13 protein-coding genes are annotated in these 18,519 nt (G+C 50.5%); 7 read left to right on the top strand and 6 right to left on the bottom strand.

Annotated elements, in window-relative coordinates; all coding sequences use genetic code 11:
• Position 1 precedes the first annotated feature (1 nt).
• The 3 genes from NWE93_07815 to NWE93_07805 all read left to right on the top strand — a co-directional run bounded on the left by NWE93_07815 (position 2) and on the right by NWE93_07805 (position 3,230).
• Entirely contained in the window at positions 2-1,138 is a 1,137-nt protein-coding gene (locus NWE93_07815; GenBank protein MCW4000131.1) for an adenosylcobinamide amidohydrolase, read from the top strand.
• 80 nt (positions 1,139-1,218) lie between these two features.
• Positions 1,219-1,983, top strand: a complete 765-nt coding sequence (locus tag NWE93_07810) for a class I SAM-dependent methyltransferase (protein ID MCW4000130.1) — start codon at positions 1,219-1,221, stop codon at positions 1,981-1,983.
• Positions 1,984-2,327: 344 nt separating this feature from the next.
• Entirely contained in the window at positions 2,328-3,230 is a 903-nt protein-coding gene (locus NWE93_07805) for a hypothetical protein (GenBank protein ID MCW4000129.1), read from the top strand.
• Between the two features lie 371 nt (positions 3,231-3,601).
• Here the strand turns inward: NWE93_07805 and NWE93_07800 are convergent, their stop codons facing one another.
• Both NWE93_07800 and NWE93_07795 read right to left on the bottom strand, forming a co-directional pair.
• Positions 3,602-4,714, bottom strand: coding sequence for a radical SAM protein (locus tag NWE93_07800; protein MCW4000128.1), 1,113 nt, complete (start codon positions 4,712-4,714; stop codon positions 3,602-3,604).
• 105 nt (positions 4,715-4,819) lie between these two features.
• The gene (locus NWE93_07795) at positions 4,820-5,272 is read right to left on the bottom strand and encodes a hypothetical protein (GenBank protein ID MCW4000127.1); all 453 of its coding nucleotides are present in this window, start codon (positions 5,270-5,272) and stop codon (positions 4,820-4,822) included.
• A gap of 227 nt (positions 5,273-5,499) precedes the next feature.
• Here NWE93_07795 and NWE93_07790 point away from each other — a divergent pair, with 227 nt between their 5' ends.
• The 3 genes from NWE93_07790 (at position 5,500) to NWE93_07780 (ending at position 8,803) form a co-directional block, all read left to right on the top strand.
• Entirely contained in the window at positions 5,500-6,627 is a 1,128-nt protein-coding gene (locus NWE93_07790; GenBank protein MCW4000126.1) for an RnfABCDGE type electron transport complex subunit D, read from the top strand.
• Positions 6,628-6,632: 5 nt separating this feature from the next.
• Positions 6,633-7,916, top strand: coding sequence for an electron transport complex subunit RsxC (gene rsxC / locus NWE93_07785; protein MCW4000125.1), 1,284 nt, complete (start codon positions 6,633-6,635; stop codon positions 7,914-7,916).
• A gap of 182 nt (positions 7,917-8,098) precedes the next feature.
• Positions 8,099-8,803, top strand: a complete 705-nt coding sequence (locus tag NWE93_07780; GenBank protein MCW4000124.1) for a hypothetical protein — start codon at positions 8,099-8,101, stop codon at positions 8,801-8,803.
• Positions 8,804-8,946: 143 nt separating this feature from the next.
• Here the strand turns inward: NWE93_07780 and NWE93_07775 are convergent, their stop codons facing one another.
• Positions 8,947-10,233, bottom strand: coding sequence for a radical SAM protein (locus NWE93_07775; protein MCW4000123.1), 1,287 nt, complete (start codon positions 10,231-10,233; stop codon positions 8,947-8,949).
• A gap of 308 nt (positions 10,234-10,541) precedes the next feature.
• Between NWE93_07775 and NWE93_07770 the strand changes: the two genes are divergently transcribed.
• Entirely contained in the window at positions 10,542-13,268 is a 2,727-nt protein-coding gene (locus tag NWE93_07770) for a hypothetical protein (GenBank protein ID MCW4000122.1), read from the top strand.
• A gap of 116 nt (positions 13,269-13,384) precedes the next feature.
• On the opposite strand, the gene NWE93_07765 is transcribed toward NWE93_07770, so the two are convergent.
• From NWE93_07765 to NWE93_07755, 3 genes are all read right to left on the bottom strand, one after another.
• Positions 13,385-14,773, bottom strand: coding sequence for a radical SAM protein (locus NWE93_07765; GenBank protein ID MCW4000121.1), 1,389 nt, complete (start codon positions 14,771-14,773; stop codon positions 13,385-13,387).
• 98 nt (positions 14,774-14,871) lie between these two features.
• On the bottom strand, positions 14,872-17,118 hold the full coding sequence (locus NWE93_07760; protein ID MCW4000120.1) for a PQQ-binding-like beta-propeller repeat protein: 2,247 nt from the start codon (positions 17,116-17,118) through the stop codon (positions 14,872-14,874).
• A 127-nt stretch (positions 17,119-17,245) separates the two neighbouring features.
• Positions 17,246-18,325, bottom strand: a complete 1,080-nt coding sequence (locus NWE93_07755; protein MCW4000119.1) for a radical SAM protein — start codon at positions 18,323-18,325, stop codon at positions 17,246-17,248.
• Between the last annotated feature and the right edge of the window lie 194 nt (positions 18,326-18,519).

Below are 18,519 nucleotides of genomic sequence, written 5' to 3'. Positions count from 1 at the left end.
GATGCAGCATGATTTAGCTGAAGGCACCAGACTTATCCGCAAAGACAACGTGCTAGCCGTAATTTGTGATAATCCTTTAAAGACAGTTAGCTCAGCCATCTTTAACGGCGGGTGCAGACCGGTTAAAGCCGTCCTTAACATAGGGGTGCCGGAGGGTTACAGCGACCTTTCTTTGCACCTTGACCCGCTGCAACTCATAACTTCCTCTGCGCTTAAACTGGGTTTAACCGACGATTACCTCGCCATGGTCACCGCCGCCAACATCAAAAACTACAGCCTAAAAACCCAAAAAGCCACCGACTTCTCCGTCACCGTAGCCGCCACCGCAGGCTGCCAGCATGGCGAATCCAGCGGCGAAGACATGGATGTACAGGAAATCGCCGGCACCATAAACATCATAGTCTTCATCGACGGCAACCCCGCAGAAAGCTGCATGGTCGCCTCGCTGATCACCGCCACCGAAGCCAAAACCGCGGCGCTCCGAGACCTTGACGTGCGCAGCCGCTACACCGGCGACTCCGCCACGGGCTCCATCACCGACAGCGTAACGGTGGCAACAAACGGCAAGGGCAAACCTGTGGTTCTGGGCGGTCCCGCCTCGAAGTTGGGTAAGCTCGTGGGTGCATGCACGCGGCAGGCGGTGGCTGAGGCGCTGCTTAAGCAGGAGCCGTTTTGGGGTGCAAGGAGCGTGGCGGATCGGCTGCGGGAGAGGCATCTGCCGCTGGAGAAGCTGGCGGCGGAGGTCAGCAAAATAGAGGGTTTGGAGGTGTCGGCTGAGGGGCTATCCGCGATTTTAAGGCAAAATCCCGTCTATGGCTGGCAACTGCTGGCGGCATCGAGACTCGACGAGGACTACAAGAAGAACCTGTTGCCCACGGACTTTGAGGACTGGAGCAGCGTCAATGCAAAAGGTGAAAATACGCCTGATACCAGCGCAGTTGACTTGCCGCCTTTCATAAAAGAGGCGTTAATCCAAATAATAGAGTCAGCCCATAAATCGAAAATTATGAAATTCGCAGGCTTCCTAAAGGAAGATAAGCTGCAGCTAGAGGCGTTAAAAAAGCAGATAGCTGCCGAAAGAGAAGCAAACTACGGCAGAACCTTCGATGAGGATAGTACGTCAAATAACTCCCTATAGCGCTGTAACCAGTCTTTGTTCAGCAATTTTTTTCTACCAGTACCTAATTATCATTGCATCAACTAAGGGTTTGATTATCTATGGATTTGCCTGCTATATTCTTTGAAGTGCACAGCGACCTTCCACGGGAAGGCCCTGGCGATAGCCAATCAACAGCTAAAGCCTTCCATATGCTCAAAGGGTTGCCGCCAAAGCCCCGCATCCTCGACGTCGGCTGCGGACCAGGCATGCAAACCATCGAGTTAGCCAAGCTCTCCGGCGTGCAGATTGAGGCCGTGGATTTCCATCAGCCCTTCCTCGACGAGCTTGAGGCCGCCGCCCAGAAAGCAGGCGTAAGCAGCAGAATCCATGCTGTCCGCGGCGATATGTTTAACCTGCAGTACCCCAAGGAAAGCTTCGATTTGGTCTGGTGCGAGGGCGCCATATTCGTCATTGGGTTTGGGCGGGGCCTGCGGGAGTGGCAGCCGCTGCTGAGGCGGGGCGGGTACTTGGTGGCTTCGGAGCTTTCGTGGTTTAACAGGGACGCTGCGCCTCTGGAGGTCAAGGCTTTTCTTGCTGAGATGTATGCGGGAATGGAGAACTCCTCGGCTAACACCGTAGAGGAGAATCTGGAAACCGCCCGGAAGCTGGGCTACGGCGTTGTGGGCTCCTTTAAGCTTCCCGACAGCGGCTGGTGGGATAACTACTACACGCCCATCGAGGCCAAACTGCCCGGGCTACGAGCCAAGCATCACGGCGACGCCGACGCAATGGCATATCTTGACAGCGAAGAAAAAGAAATCAGCATGTTCCGCCACTACAGCAGCTACTACGGCTACGCCTTCTATGTGCTGCAGAAAATATAACCCTGCATCTGCTGAATGCGCCTATCTGGGTTGCGGTAGATTTGCTGTAACTCGGCGGGTCTGCTGCGGAGCGGCGGCAAACGCACATAAAAAACCATCTTATCCCAGCAAACGCCCAAAAGATTAGGCGAAAACATGGCTTGTGCAGCCGCAACTGCCCTCGGGCTCTGCAGATGTGGAGCCTATAAATAAGGGGCCTATCGGTTGTGGGTGCAGCTGAGGTTAGCAAGCCTGGAAGCTGAGCTGTGCACTTGGAAAATCGGTTTTTTGATGGATTTTACGAAGACTTAATAAGGCTCCGACGGAATGTTTTGGTAAACTCGAATAATGGTGGATTAAAAAACTTGAAATTCGGCGTATTCCTTTATCAACCTGAGCCTGCAAAAGGCGTCGATTACAACTTTTACCGACAGAAATCCGAAAGCGGCATAGTCGGAAAAGCAAACCCTGAAATGTACACAAACATCGCAGTCTTCGGCGACAACAACATGGCCGCGCAGCGCCCCGACTGGGTATCCGTAAGCAGCTTCGGCCCAGCCCTACGCACCAACAAACGCTTCAATCTCCGCTGGGACGTGGTCTGCATGACCAACCCCGAAGCCCGCGAATACAACCTCAAAATCATCAAGGAATCAGCCCGCCTCACCCCAGGCATAAGCATCAGCAGCCAACACTTCGCTGACCAAGGCTTCTGCACCTGCCCAAGATGCATCGCTGCACAAGCCAAAAGCGGCTTAAGCTGGGTAGAATGGCGCGCCAAAACCGTCACCGACTTCCTCGCTGAAGTCAAAGAAATCGTCTCGGGCAAACCCCTCTTCGTTAACTTGCTCCCGGACCCACTTATGGGCAAAGTCCGCTTCGGCTACGACTTCGAGGCGCTGGCACAGTACGCTGACTATTTCGTCATACCCATGTTCAGCAAGGCATACCCGACTCCATGGTACTGGGAAACCATCGCACGCGGCTTTAAGAGCCAACTCAAAAAGCCCGTTATGGTCAACTTCTACGTCCGAGGACCAAACGAAACATGGGACACCGTTGCAACCACCAAGCAAGTCATGACTGTTGCCACCCGCGTTGCACGCCAAGGCGTTGACGGCATCATCTTCCTCGCTGAGAAAGCCGAGTACATCCACAAGTTCCAGAAGGAAGCCGCAGAGGACAAGGAAACACGCGAGTTCCTCAAGGGCCATGGCGGCGATGATGTTCTCGACCTCTTCGCCAGATGGGAAAAGATCTACAAGTAGTTTCCCCCAACTTTTCTTTTTATTTTTTATTTATCCAGACCATCAAGCATGCATGCCGCTGGTTAATTGTTGTAGTCATCATACAGTCACATTTGCTTATATCAAATAAGCATGCATAGATGGTAAGAGCAAGGGATAGCCATCGTTAAGCGGGTTTGGCTGTTAACCGCGGAGAAGGCACATGGACGTTCCCCTTTCACCTGATTTTAGCCTTCCCCATGGTTAACACGGGGCTAGATCCGTCTACCAAAATTTTTTGTGAAAAACAATTCACGGAAGCTCTTTAGGATATTCGTGCTCTATAGAGACCCTGCCGAGTTAAAGAATTGCCTAATTAATTAATAAAAATTAAAAAATGAAGAAGAAACTCTTCAGTGTTTGATTTGTGCGAGTTTTTCTGCCTTCATGACTTCCTCAAGCAACTTGGGGTTATCTTTGAGAACCTTGGGGATATAGTTGCATGCTGGGTCAGAGGCAAACAGGTCGCCTGTGTAGAATTCAGCGCGTGTTCTGCATCCACCGCAGATTTCCCGGTACTCACAGTAACCGCATCTGCCCTTGAGGTTGTTCTTGTCACGTAGCTTGAGGTGGAACTCGCTGCGCTGCAGGTTTTCCCATGCGTCGCGCAGATGGGTTTCTTTGACGTTGCCGACTCGGTAGCCTTCATGGAAGCCGCAGCTTCGGTAGTCGCCGTTTTCGGTGATGCCGATGTAGTTGCCGCCGATTGTGCATCTGCCGAGGTAGCCTTCGTTGTACCATTCCCAGAAGTCAGAGGTGTTCTTCTGTTTGACGATTCGGGCGTAGAAGGGTGAGTAAACGTTGACTTTGACTTTGCCGTAGAGTCGACGTTGGATATTGTAGACTTCGTTGAAGGCGGTTTCGTATTCTTCGGGGGTTGGGGCGATGTCTTCCATGTGTTCGCCTGCGCGTCCCACTGGAACAAGGTTATGGTATACTACTGAGCGAGCGTGGTACTGCTCTGCCAACTGAGCGGTATGAGGCAGGTCTTTGATGTTGAATTTAGTCATGGTTGTGACGAGGCAATCCAGCAATCCGACGCTGCTAAGCTGCTGCATGGCATGCAGAGCCTTATCGTAGCCGCCTTGGCGCCTGATTTTGTCGTTTGTCTCTTTGGTGCCATCGATACTTATGGCGGTTTTCACGTTATATTTAGTTAATTTATCAAAGCGCTCTTTATCCCATGCATAGCCGCTTGTGATGAGACTCACGTTTAAACCATGTTCCTTCTCGGCGTACTCAATGATTTCCCAGATGTCTGGGCGAACCAGGGGTTCTCCGCCGCTGATTCCAAACCACTGAGAGCCAAAATCTGCCATTTCATCAACCATGTGCTTGGCTTGCTCCGTGGTTAACTCCTGGTCTTTTGCGTAATCTTTAATGTAGCTGCAGTAGGTGCAAGTGCCCACGCAGTTACGGGTACAACGCCAAACCACCATAAACAATGGTGCCGTAGTTGGGTTCATTTAAGTCACAGTTCAAAGATAGAACTGCCTAGGTGATATAAAATTTACTCTAAGAAACCGATTTTCCCTATGCAAGTGAAAGAGGCAGATGCATTTTAGGCGCCGCTACTCTGGCCCACCCCGTCTGCGTCGCCTCGCCAACGCGCCCTCAACTGCAAAAACCGCAAACGCCAGACCCGTCACCAACGTTAGCAGCAGAAAGAAAACTTTGAACTCTGGTGTCTCATAACTAAAGTGCACAGCTAAAATTACAAACTCAACCAGTAACCCAGCCAGAAAAGCTAAGGCATAAACCCACATTTTAGGAACCAAGCGGTGCCCAAGCCAAATCATATCCCTCAGATGCGCCTTCTTCTGTACGAGATATTCCCCGAACTCGTTTTTGGCGAGGTAGCCGAGGTCTTCGAGTTTTTGGAGGTGACGGTAGGCGACGCTGGGGCTGCTGAGTTTCGCGCCTTTTGTTACCTCTCGGGGACCCGTGGGTTTACCCTGGCTTACCACGTAAAGGTACACCTGTAAGGTTAATCCTTCCAATGCGTCGTTATCTGCGCTGGTCAAAGTTAGCCCCTACATGATAGCTGCACTCTACCTGTATTAGCTTTACCCAGCCAGAACGCGTTTAGATACCCGTTCAATTGCTGAAACAGCCCGCGCAAAGGCAGTTTTGAATTTTTTTAGTGCAGCCCTTAATAGGAAAACTTGCGGTTTACAGCAAGCCCACTTTACGAAAAAGCTTAATATCCTTGCCTTTTATAGACATCTCCATTTGAGAAGGTAAAAACCAAATGAGTAACGAAACCTCTAAAGAACTAGTTGTTAATCCAGCACCCCACATTAACGCACCAATGACAAAAAACCGTCTTATGCAATTCACCTTCTTCGCGATTCTGGCTGTCCTCATCGTTTCAGCTGCTATATGGTCACAAGTCACTACCACCTCAGGATGGAACCTGGGCGCAACAATTGCTGCAAGTGCACTCATATCAGTAGGCTTAGCCGTACTAATTGACTTCCTCATCGGCAAAACAGCCGCTGACAGCGAAGTTAACACTTGGTCCGCTGCAGTTTTCGGCTTAATCGTAACCGCCTGTTTTACATTCGGCGTCCCCGCAATGAACACCGAGATGGGTCTCCCCGTTGAAGGCCCCATGGCACTGATTTATGTCGCAGTTATGACACTTATCGGTATAGTCTTCTTCAAGAAAGTCATGAGTTTAGCAGGCAGAAAACTCGTTAACCCCGCCGCCACCGCAAAATTCCTCGTGCTCCTTCCCGCAGCAATGACCACTCTACTTGCAGTTGACCACCTCTCCACAGGGCCCCTTGGCGTTCCAGCATTAGCAGGCCCAATTGGCAACGGCGCAACAGCCATAGGAACCAACGGCGCAGCGTCGTTTGGCACTTACCTGCAAGGCTGCTATGCAAACCCGGCAAATATGGCCGCTGGCTTGCCAAGTCTTAATGACATCGCCTCGCTGATGATTCTTGATAAGTACCACGGATGGGCCGGCGGAGCATGCAGCGTTGCAGTTATCGTCGCAGGTATCGCACTCTTTGTTTTGGCACGCAAATACATCAAGTGGAAGATTACCGTCAGCTACCTCGTCGCCATCGCGATTCTCTCAGTGATATTCTCATTCGCATTCGGAGACAGTGACTTATTCACAAGGCTTCTCTTCGAGGTCTTCATCGGCAGCTCAATATTCATGGCGTTCTTCATGGCAACTGATCCAGCTACTACACCATTCAGCAGCATCGGACAAATCGTCTTTGGTGTTGGTCTGGCAATTTTGACCATTCTGATACAAACATATATGAACTTCTTCGGCGGCGCATTACTAGCACTGATCATCATGAACCTGACAGTACCACTTATCGACCGCTTTACTGTCCGCAAACCCTTTGGGAGATGATTAAAATGGCAAACCTTGTACCAATAAAAGAAGTTAAAGATAAAGCCCGCGTTACACCCATCGAAGTCTTCCCGGACCCCAAAATCGCAGTCGTCTTAGTCAACATGCAATCAGGGGCAAACAACACCCCCATCGTTGAAGTCGGCGACTCAGTCATCATCGGCCAAAAAATCGCAGACTCCAAAGAACGCGTCAGCGCACCCGTCCACAGCCCCATATGCGGCAAAGTCATAAAAATCGCCAACGTCTACAACAGCTGCTACGGCACCGAAACCGACGCCATCTTCATCGAGAACGACGGCAAAAAAACCAAGGACAAATCGCTTGCCCCCATATCCGAAGCTGAACTTGAAAAAACCTCAAACGAAGTTCTGCTTAAACGGATACGCGAAGCCGGCATCATTGGCTTAGGCGGCGCAGGTTTCCCGACAAGCGTTAAACTTGCTGTTCCAGCTGACAAGCCGATCAAAACCATCATCGTTAACGGCGCAGAAGGCGAACCCTACGATACAGCAGACGAGCGATTGATGATTGAGAAAACCGCGAATCTGCTCAGAGGCGTTAAAGTCCTCCGCAAACTCTTAGGCAACCCCAAAGTCATCGTTGCAACCAAAGAAAGCAAAGCCGAAGCTGTTCCTAAACTCCAGGAAGTCTTCAGCAAAGAACCCGACACCGAAGTCCGCGCATTGCACCTCACCTACCAACAGGGAGACGCAAGCGTACTGCAGAAAGCTATCCTCGGCTACGAGACGCCCCCTGGCAAACGCAGCTACGAAATGGGCACCATCGTCCAGAACGTCGCAACCCTCAACGCCATCGCAAATGCAGTATTTGAAGGCGAACCCCTCATCTCCAGAGTCACCACACTCAACGGAGACGTTGCAGAACCCAAGAACCTGCTCGTGAAAATCGGGACTCCAATCAGCGACATCCTTGCAGCAAGCAACGTCGACTCCAGCGGCCTCAAAAAAGTCGTTGTCGGCGGAGTTATGATGGGCGATGCAATCGCTAACCTCGAGGCACCGTTGACTAAACGCACCAGCAGCATCATTGTCTTTGCTAAGAGCAAAAAGAAGGAACAGAAAACCACTGCCTGCATACACTGCTCCAGATGCATATCCGCGTGCCCAGTGAGACTACAGCCAGCATTACTCTATGCCGCAATCACGAAAGGTGACTTCGCTACGGCGGAGAAACTTTGGGCTCACGACTGCATAAAATGCGGAACCTGCTCCTACGTCTGTCCATCTAGACTGCCGTTGTCATCGACAATCAAATCCATAAGCTAAAGCAAACTGTGAAATCAACTTTCACTTCTTTCTTTTATCTTTTTAAAATTAGACATTTTTTCAAAATTAGCCGAAAAAACCCTTTTTTGCTTTAATTCACATAATTAGCTTGCTGGAGCCAAGCCTGTAAGCATTAAGCTTATAAACTCGCCGCTACGTAAAGATAATAAAAAGGGATAAAAATGGAAGCACCAAAATTTAAACTGGCAGACATATTCGGCGGTATAGTAATACCACTAATTCTAGTGCTCTTGATCTATGTTCTCGCAATCTACGTTAACCCCAGCGGACAATATCACGTGCTCGGTACAGAAGGCTTCGTTGCGACACTCGGCGTTATCTTCACACAAGGCTTTGCCCAAATGATTGTTCTTGGCGTACCATTGGTTCTTGGTTTGCTTTGGAACAAGTGGGCAGGCGGTGCAGCAGGCTTCATAATGGGCGGCTTATACTACGTTTCAACCGCAGGTCTCTATAACGGATACTATGCAGGAATGGCGGGAACTGTAGACTATTCAGTCAACTTCTACGGCGACATCAGCATGCTCTTCTGGCTCGTCAACGCAATCATCATCGGTTACATCGCAGGGTCACTGACCAACGGATCAACAAACTTCAAACGCATGCTCGGCGCAGGCTTAACAGCTTCAATCATGGTGGCGGTCATTCAAGCATACATGAATTACACCATTTCACTTGATTTCAGAGGCGCAGATGGCGTAATGGGCCAATATTCTCCACGAGGTATGGCTCAAGGAGCTTGGGTTGCGGATCCCGTTAATGCGATTGTAATTAACTTCCTGCCCGGAATTCTCTTAGGCGTAATCGTACCAATTCTTGCAAAAGTAATGACTTGGTATGGTCTGCAGCCACAGAGACACGCATAAAATCCCTCTCTTTTCTTTTTTTGTTCAGGTTCTAAATTTTATATTCGTCTTGTTTCAATCACTGACCGCATTATGGGTCCATGCATTAGGACTTATCAGTGACTGCCCAAAAACATGCCTAATTTTAAAAAAGAAAGAAAAGGTTATTTTGACTGTTGATTTGGCGCAAACTCCCATGCGATGTTGCCTTTGTAGACTTCGCCAAGCTTAGTTGTTCGGACTTCGTTCTCATCAATTTCGATTAGTCCCTTCTCCTTTAGCTTAGCGAGCTGCTTGGGAAACACCTGCTCGGGAGTTGTGCCAAACTTTTCCATGAACTCTTTCTTGCTTACGGGCAAGCGCAGATACAGCCGAGTCATGGTGCGCCGCATCATATCCTCCATCGTGGATTCGGATAAGCGGCAAATAGGCAGTTTGCCTGAGCGGACGGTTTCCATGTAATCACCGATGCTTTCTATGTTTGAGTAACTGAATTTCTGCAGATACCCCATAAAGCAGCCTGCACCCGTCGTTAAGATGCCTCCCCAGGGCCAGCCGTTAAGGCAGTTCTCGCGCATATGCCACTCAACGCGGCTGTAGCGGTCATGCCCCACGGCTTTGTAGCCTGCCTCCGTTAGCATCTTGTGAGCGGTGAGGAACATTTGCTTCTCGTATTCTGCGTTTCCCTGCGGCGGAGAAGTACCGTTCTTAATCATCTTCTCAAGGATTGTGCCGGGGTCAACATGCAGCGAGTAAGCGTCAATTTCCGCGTCTAGCTCGATGGTTTTCTTGAGGGTGGCTATCCAGCTTTCCATGGTTTGCCCCGGAAGATTATACATCAGGTCCACGCAGACCACCAGGCCCAGCTGCCTGGCGTATTTGATGGCTGTCTCCACATCGGCGGCGCTGTCGGGTAAACAGAGGGCTTTTCTTAGTTTATCATCGAATGTTTGGGCGCCCATGTCCATCTGGTAAACGCCGTATTCGGCTAGCTTTTTGATTTTTGGCAGCGCCAAAGTTTTAGATGAACCTGTGACTTTGATGAAGTACTCTTTGCTGGTGACAAAGTTGGCTTTGCAGAAGTCGATTAAATCCATGATTTGCTCTGCGCTAAGCACACTTGGGGTTCCGCCGCCAAGCACAATCTCGTCGAAAACGCTGGTTTGAACATACTTGGTTTTCGCGTACATTGCCAGTTCTTTTTTAAGCAGATCTAGGTAATCGTCGATTTGTACTTTGCTGGATGCGGTGGTTGGGAAATAGCAGAATGCGCATCGGGAGTCACATACTGAAACCCATGGCTGCAACTCCATGAGTCTCCCCGAGGTGTTTTCGGTTTTTAGGAACTGCATGAATGCTTCGTAGGTCTCGGGTTTTATGTCAGGGTAATCCCTATAGGTGTAGGGTGGCCAGTTTTCCCTGGTGTCGTATACTTCAGAGGTTTTAGCCATCAATGTTTCCTCATGTTGCAGTGTAAAAACCGCTCGTTAGCGTAATAAAGTTTCCGTAAAAACCGTTAACTTACAAAAATCTTTGAGGTGCTCAAGTTGCTGTTTAATTTGGGGTGGCTTCTCTGTTTTTTGCTATTGTTTTTTTGCTTTGGTGGTCTAAAAAATCGGTTTGGCGTGTGGTTTTTGTGTTTTATTTTTAATTAATAACTGTTTTGTTATGTAGTGTGTTTATTGGTTATTAATTACCATAAATTTATAAAGATTTTAAATCGATATATTGAAATTACCAATCTAGGAGAAAAAATAGTATGCAAACAAAAAAATCTATGGCTTTAGTGATAACTATAATACTACTCTCTTCAATGGCAACAACATTGATCATAACCGAAACTAGCGCACACACGCCCGCATGGACCATCGCCACCTTCCCCCACATCTACGCAGCAACCGACCCAGTCGGCATAGGTCAGAAAGCTTACATATACATGTGGCTCTGCCCAACATACTGTGGCTCGGACACAGCCATCACCAACGACTACAGATTCCACAACTTCAAACTCGTCATCGTCTCTCCCAGCGGCAAAGTAACCGAACAAGTCTTTGAGACAGTCTGGGACACCACCTCTAACCAGGCAACCACATTTGTTCCCGACGAAGTCGGCGTCTACAATTTGACTTTTATATTCCCTGAGCAAAAGGTCAACGACTACTCGCATCTAAACAACTCTCAATATTTGGGCGACACCTATATGGGCGGTAACGCCACCACAACCCTCACCGTACTAGAAGACCCAGTTCCGGAGATTCCTTACCCGCCGCTACCATCTGAATACTGGACACGACCCATCTTTGGCGAAAACGTAGCTTGGTACCGCGTTTCCTCGAACTGGTTAGGAAATGGCATGCCCGGTTACGGCGGCACGACTGCACCAAACTGTATGGCCTTCTCAGGTGACAGCATCGGTTCCTTAACATCCCACATTATGTGGACAAAGACTGATGGCACACCTGGAGGCGTAGCTGGAGGAAACAACCTTGAAATTCCTGGCAACACATGGTTTGAAGGCACAGCATATTCTCAAAGATACACCAATCCGATAATTGTAGCTGGAAAACTCGTCTACAGAGAACCCTTTGAATCCACAGGAACTGGCGGAGACACCGTCTGCGTTGATCTATTCACAGGAGAAGAAATCTGGAGATCAGCCACAGCGCCAACATTCAGCTTTGCCTACGTTCAAGACATGCAGAACCCTGACTTCCACGGCGTTCGACCAGCATACCTGTGCACAAGCAACTTTGGCCAAGTATGGGATGCACAAACCGGAAAGAACGTGTTCAATTGTAGTTCACCACCGAGCGGCACAAACGTAATTGGCCCGAACGGAGAAATGATGAAATACGTATTCTATGACAACGACACCAGCTCCAAAGATGATTATTGGCTATGTTTGTGGAACTCAAGCAGATTCTGGCAGACAGGAAGCATGCAGCAACGTACCCTCCGTACAGAAACTACCCAAACGATAAGGAACGTAACTACGACAGAATACGTTAACGGTTCTAGGACAACTTATTCTCACAACGAAACAACATCAACAACTCAGGTTGAAACAAGAAGAAGCTTCATGTATGAGCAGCTTGACGCATCAACACAAAACATCTCGATACCCTGGCGCAACGGTCAAGCAGGATCACCCGCTATTGTTGCCGCATTCTACGGTGACATGCTGCTATGCAGAAACGGCTCGTACCCATCTAACATGGGTCCCACTGGCAACCCGTCATATAACTACTTTGCAGTTAACCTCAACGCATCTAAAGGCGCAATAGGCTCAATTCTTTGGCGGAACACTGTTAAACCCGCAATTGACCCAGTATATGGCAACATAACAACCATCTCATTAGCTGCAGGTGTCGCCTTTGCAGGCGCAGATAAATCCGGTTACTTCTGTGAAGCTTACCATCAAACACAGCAAGTCGCATTCTTCAACATGAGGACAGGCGCATTCATCAAACTCAGTGACCCGCAACCAGCACTTGACTACTACGGCAGCACCTCCGCAGGCACCTTAAACACAGTCGCTGCTTTCGGTCGATTATACGCAAGCGGCTACGCAGGTATACTATACTGCTACGATATGTCAACCGGCAATGTCCTTTGGACATACGGCAACGGCGGCCCAGGCAACTCAACATACAGCGGCTTTGAGGTTCCAGGTCACTACCCCACATTCGTCAAAGCAATCGGCGGCTACACCCTCAACGAGGGAGTCGTCTACACCATCACTACAGAGCACACCTTCGAAACCCCAATCTTCAAAGGCGCATGCACCCTGGCAATTAACGCTTCAGACGGCAGCGAAATCTACGCACTTACAGCAGCCACAGGCGAATTCAGCTCAAGCAGCTTTGCCATCGCAGACGGCTACAGCAACTTCTTCAACAGCTACGACGGACGCATCTACACCCTCGGAAGAGGACCCAGTTCGACTACAGTTACAGTAGGACCAAAGAGTCAATCTCTCGGCGGCAACGTAGTCATCGAAGGCACAGTCAACGATGTTTCAGTAGGTTTAGAGACCACTGAAATAGAGGGACGCTTCCCAACAGGTGTCCCAGTTTGTGCTGACTGCAGCATGAAAGACTGGATGGCCTACATCCACCAGCAGCAGCCAAAGCCCTCGAACTTCACCGGTGTTGATGTGCAATTATTCGTCGTCGACAGCAACGGCAACTACCAAGACCTCGGCACCACAACCACAGACAACAAAGGACAATACAGCTTAACTTGGACCCCCAACGTTCCAGGCGACTACAAACTCTATGCGGTGTTTGAAGGAACCAACGGTTACTGGCCATCAAACGCAGAAACCACCTTCAACATGGCAGAGCCAGCACCAACACAGCCCCCATCACCAACTCCAGTGCAATCAATGTCTGACCTATACTTCCTACCCGCTATCACTGGCCTCTTCATCGCCATCATACTTGTTGGCATCATGGTAGTTCTGCTGCTCAGAAAACGGCCATAAAAAAACCAAAACAAATTTCCCCTTTCCCTTTTTTTAATTTAACACTTAAGAAAACAGCTTAATGAAAAATTTCTTAATCGCCGATATTCAGATGTGCAATTCGACTTTAAGGCTGCTTAACGATGGCTCATCAGTCGCCACAGCATATAATTCACGGCGGTCCGAGCCATAATCTTGCTGTAGAGGTTCCCCCTAAAGTAACCCTTAGCGGTCTGCCGCAGGATGTACTTGGGTGAGTAGAATTTGTTGTAGAAGTCCCTGCGCATATCCGCGATTTTCGAGGCGGGCAAGTTGGGGTCCTCGAAGATGGGGTTCATGGTGTTGTAGAGTTCCCACTTATCCGACATTTGCCAGCCGTTCTGCTTTACGATCTCGCGTAGGCAAGTGCCCGGGTACGGCGTGGCGTGGCATAACCAGACCTCGTCGGGTTCCACTTTACGCACGAAATCCAGCGACTCCTGCAGGGTTTCTGCGGTTTCGCCGGGGTAGCCAAGGATAACTGAAACCGTGACGAATATGCCTACTTCCTTGGTCCATTTGATGGCGTTCTCAATCTGCTCAGTCGACACGCGTTTTTTGAGTACGTCGCGCATGCGTTGGCAGCCGGCTTCAACGCCAAACATTGTTTCGTCGCAGTGCGCCTGCTTCATCTTCGCCATCACCTCCTTGGTGACGACGTCGGCGCGGGTGCCGCAGCCCCAATGCAACCCGATTTTGCGTTCAATCATGCCGTTGCAGATGTCAAGGGTGCGTTTCTTATCAAAGGTTAAGGTGTCATCTTGGAAGGTTATGCCCTCTGCGCCGTATTCGTCTCTGAGCCACTCCAATTCGTCAAGCACGTTTTTGGGGCTTCGGGCGCGGAACTGCTGCCCAAACATCTGGCTGGCAACGCAGAAGGGACACTGGAAGGGGCAGCCGCGGCTGCTGATAATCGGCAGAAGGTTTCGTCCCGTGATATTGTATTTCTTCATGGGCAACAGATGATAGGCGGGTCTGGGGAGCGCGTCGAGGTTTTGGATGTAGGGCCTCTGGGCTGTGCGGATGATTTCTCCGTTTTTGCGGAAACTAATGCCCTTTACGTCGCCGAGTTTTCGCTGCTTTGCCAACTCAACGATGGTTTCTTCGCCTTCGCCCCGCACGATGACGTCCACGGCTTTCTCCGCTGCGAGAACTTCGCTGTCAGCAAAGGTGGCATGTGGACCCCCCATTATGACCTGCGCGTCAGGCACCGCTTCCTTGGCTACCCGTGCACATTCAATGGCTGACTCAAAGGTGGGCGTCATGGAGCCGACGCCGACTATAGCGGGCTGGTAGGCTTCAAGCTCCGCCTTGATTTGCTGGTGGTTAAATCCGAGCACGGGGGAATCGATGATTTTAACTTCGAAGCTGTTCTGCTCCAGCACCGCGGCCATGTAGGCTAAGCCCAGCGGCGGATAGAGGGGGTGATGTGCGACCTTCTGTGTAATAGGCGGGGTTACAAGGGCTACTTTTTTGTTTATCGACATCACCATACACTTTGCTGGGGTATAACGGTTGGTACAGCTAACGATGCGTTTTTTCCTTATGAACTTTTAGTTAACCCCGCAGAAAATGGCTCTCCGCTTTACCGCGCAGCTCTCTGGCGCCTGCGCCATGCCATATAGACTAATGCAGCTGCAACAGCAACAGCAGCCACAATAACCACTGCCCAAACCGCGGGTTCTTCATCTTCATCTTCAGGCACAGCGGAGGCTGAACCAAACGCGTAGACGACATGGTCATATGAGCCCACGTATACTCCTCCATACGCGAGGGCAGGAGACGAGACCACTTTCTCATCTGTGGCGTAACTCCAGATTAACGTGCCGTCTGATGCGTCAAGCGCATATAGTTTGCCATCATACGAACCCACATAGACAGCGCCTTCGCTTACCGCTGGCGAGGAAGCCACCTCTCCGCCTGTGGCGTATTTCCACTGAACATTACCGCTTTGTGCATCCAACGCGTAGACACAGCTGTCATCTGAACCGACGTAAACCACATTGGACGCTACGGCGGGAGATGAGGCGATTTGGCCTTGGGTCCGGTAATCCCAAATTAAATCGCCAGTGGCCGCGTTTAGGGCGTAGATTTTGTGGTCATATGACCCCACGTAGACTATGCCCTTGGAAACGGCTGGGGAGGAAACCACATAGCCGTCGGTTGCGTATTTCCAGAGCAGCTCTCCATTTGTGGCGTTTAGGCAGTGGATGTTTTTGTCGTTTGAGCCAATGTAGACTCTGCCATCAGATACCGCTGGCGAAGAAACCACGATAACGTCGCCGGTGGTGTAGCTCCAAATTTTTTCTCCTGTGGACGCGTTTAGGGCGTAGAGATTGTGGTCCTGTGAACCCACATACACCACTCCATTATCGACGGCGGGGGACGAAACCACATGTTTACCCGTCATATAACTCCAAACCAAATCGCCGCTGGAAGCGTTCAGCGCATAGACGCCGCCGTCGTAGCTGCCCACATAGACTTTTCCGTCCGCCACTGCCGGCGCAGAAAACATAATCATATCTTGGGTTTGGAAGCTCCAGACAACATCGTTATGCAGTTCCCAATCAAACCCCACCATCCCCGTTGAAGCATTCAAGGCGTAAACTCTGCCATCATGGGCGCCAACATAAACCAAGCCATCTGCAGCGGTGGGCGAGGAGTCCACTTTGCTGCCTGTCCTGTAGTTCCAAACCTGCTCTCCGCTGGAGGCGTTTAGGGCGTAGAATTCGCCGTCCCATGACCCAGCGTACACTACGCCGCCATACACTACGGGTTCAGCGATGACCACGTTGCCCGTTGCGTAGCTCCAGATGGGTTCGCCGCTTGAAGCGTTGAGGGCATAGATGCTGTGATCCATCGACCCCACATAGACGCCGCCGCCTTCAACCGCTGGAGTTGAGGACACCGCGTTGCCCAAGGTTTGGCTCCAGATAGGTTTGCCATCTGCTGCGGTGAGCGCGTAGAGCTTTCCGTCCAGCGCCCCCACATACGCAACATCGCCTTTTACGGTTGCGGAAGCGTAGACGTCGCCTCCGGTGGTGAAATTCCACATTTGGCCACCGTTAGCGGCATCTAGGGCATAGAGGTGGTCATCTAAGGAACCCACATAGACCACGCCTTCATGGACGATGGGTGTGGAAACCACCTTATCGCTTGTGGTGAAGCTCCATGCTAATGAGCCGTCTTTGATGTTGAGGGCGTAGACTTTATGGTCTAAGGCGCCTATGAAAACTAAATTGCTGCTGAGAGTCGGCGAGGACAGCATTATCTGGCCGCCGGTCTCATAGCTCCAAATCAGCTTGCCCGATGAAGCATCGAGGGCATACACGTTTCTGTCCTCTGAACCAACATAAACCACCCCGTCGGCGTAGGCTGGGTCAGAATCAACATAGTACCCCGTTTTGAAGCGCCAAAGCACCCCTCCATCTGCTGCGTCCAGAGCGTAGAGGTGGTTATCCTCCGAGCCCACGAAGACTTTTCCCTCCGCCACTGTGGGACGAGAGACTATTATGCCCTCGGTGGGGGTTTTCCAGATGAGGCTGCCGTCTGAGGCGTTGAAAGCGTAGATGCTGCGGTCATAGGAACCCACGTAAGCGATTCCTTGATGGATGCTGGCTGAGCCAACTTGGCCGCCGGTGTTAAATGCCCAAAGCGTCTGGTTAGTGCGGGGAGACGATGAATCGGTGTATCCGCTGTTGGCTAAGTCGCGGTGGAACTTGGGCCACTCAGATGCGCCTGACTGAAGTGCCTCTGAGCCAACATGCTCCATGATGGCTGAAAACAAAACCGCTGACACCAGAAATAGGCAAACCAGCAAAGCTGCTCTCATCTACTTGCGCCTCTACACCTATGGTGCCGAGTGAGTGTGGTAACCCCGGCAGCCCTGTCACTGATTCTATTTGGGCTTTAGCCTTATTCGGGTTTTGGACAAAAAAGAAGAAAAATCGGGCCGTTGCCTACTTGTTGCGTAGCGCCTGGGGTATGTAGTTGCAGGCGGGGTCGGATTCGGTGATGTCGCCTGTGTAGGCGTAGGCTCGGTTTCTGCATCCGCCGCAGATGTCGCGGTATTCGCAGACGCCGCATTTGCCTTTGAGGATGTTGCGGTCTTTGAATCTGTTGTAGTACTTTGAGGCTTTAACTTCTTCCCATGCCTGTGTGAGGGGTTTGTTGCGGATGTTGCCCAGCATCATGGGTTCGTTGGGTTGCAGGTCAGTGTAGAAGCAGGGGATTAAGTCGCCGTTTTCGGTTACCGACAGGTAGCCGCCGAATGCGAAGTAGGTGCATTTGCCATGGAACTCTTTCTCGTACCACTCGTTGAATTCCTTCTCGGGAAGCCGCTGCTTAACAACGCGGGCGAAGAAGGGGCAGTGCACATGGACCTCGAATTTACCCCGGTACTTCTCAGTGATATCCCAGATGTGATTGAGGACCCACTCGTACTCTTCAGGGCTGGGCTCAAGCTCCATGGTTGTTTTTGCTCTGCCACTGGGCACAAGGGCATTGTACCAGACAAAGTTAGCATGATACTTTTCTGCGAGTTCAGCGACGTGATCGAGGTGTTTGAGGTTAACTTTTGTTATGGCGCAGGCTAAGCCGTTTAGGATTTTGCCCGCTGAGAGCTTCTCGATGGCTGCGACGGCTTTTTGGTAGCTGCCTTTGCCGCGGAGTTGATCGTTGATTTCTTCGGGGCCATCAATGCTCACTGAGGACCAAATCTGGTTCTTAACCAAGTTATCGTAGATGGATCCGTCGACGAAGGTGCCGTTGGTTAGCAGGCACACGTTGAGGCCTTTGCTTTTCGCGTAGGTCGCGATCTCGAAGATGTCCTTGCGCATCAGCGGTTCGCCGCCTTTAAGGCCGAACCATCGGACCCCGAATTTCTGCACTTCATCAACGAGGTGGAAGGCTTCCTGCGTTGTCATCTCGCGGGGTGCATGCTCGCATGTTGCGTCTACGTTGCAGTATCGGCATCTTGCGTTGCAGGCGCCTGTGACGCGCCAAGAAGTCATAAGTAATGGGCCTTTTTGTTCTGTCAAGTTAGAATTCTCCCTATGTTCCCCATGTATATTCCTTTAACGGTTCTTTTGATGTTAAAAAAGTTTATGCGGTTTAGGGCTTTATTAAATTTCCGAACTTCAAAGCAAACTGCAGGTTTTTTGCATCTCTTTGCTTCCCTGGCGGTTTTCCGTAAAGTTTATAGTAGAACAACAGACTATTCCATCTGTCTCGG

It is taken from the genome of Candidatus Bathyarchaeota archaeon (genome assembly GCA_026014735.1).
GTDB lineage: Archaea > Thermoproteota > Bathyarchaeia > Bathyarchaeales > Bathycorpusculaceae > Bathycorpusculum.
The sequence above is the reverse complement of the archived record's forward strand: the minus strand, read 5'-3'. Positions and strand labels throughout refer to the sequence as shown.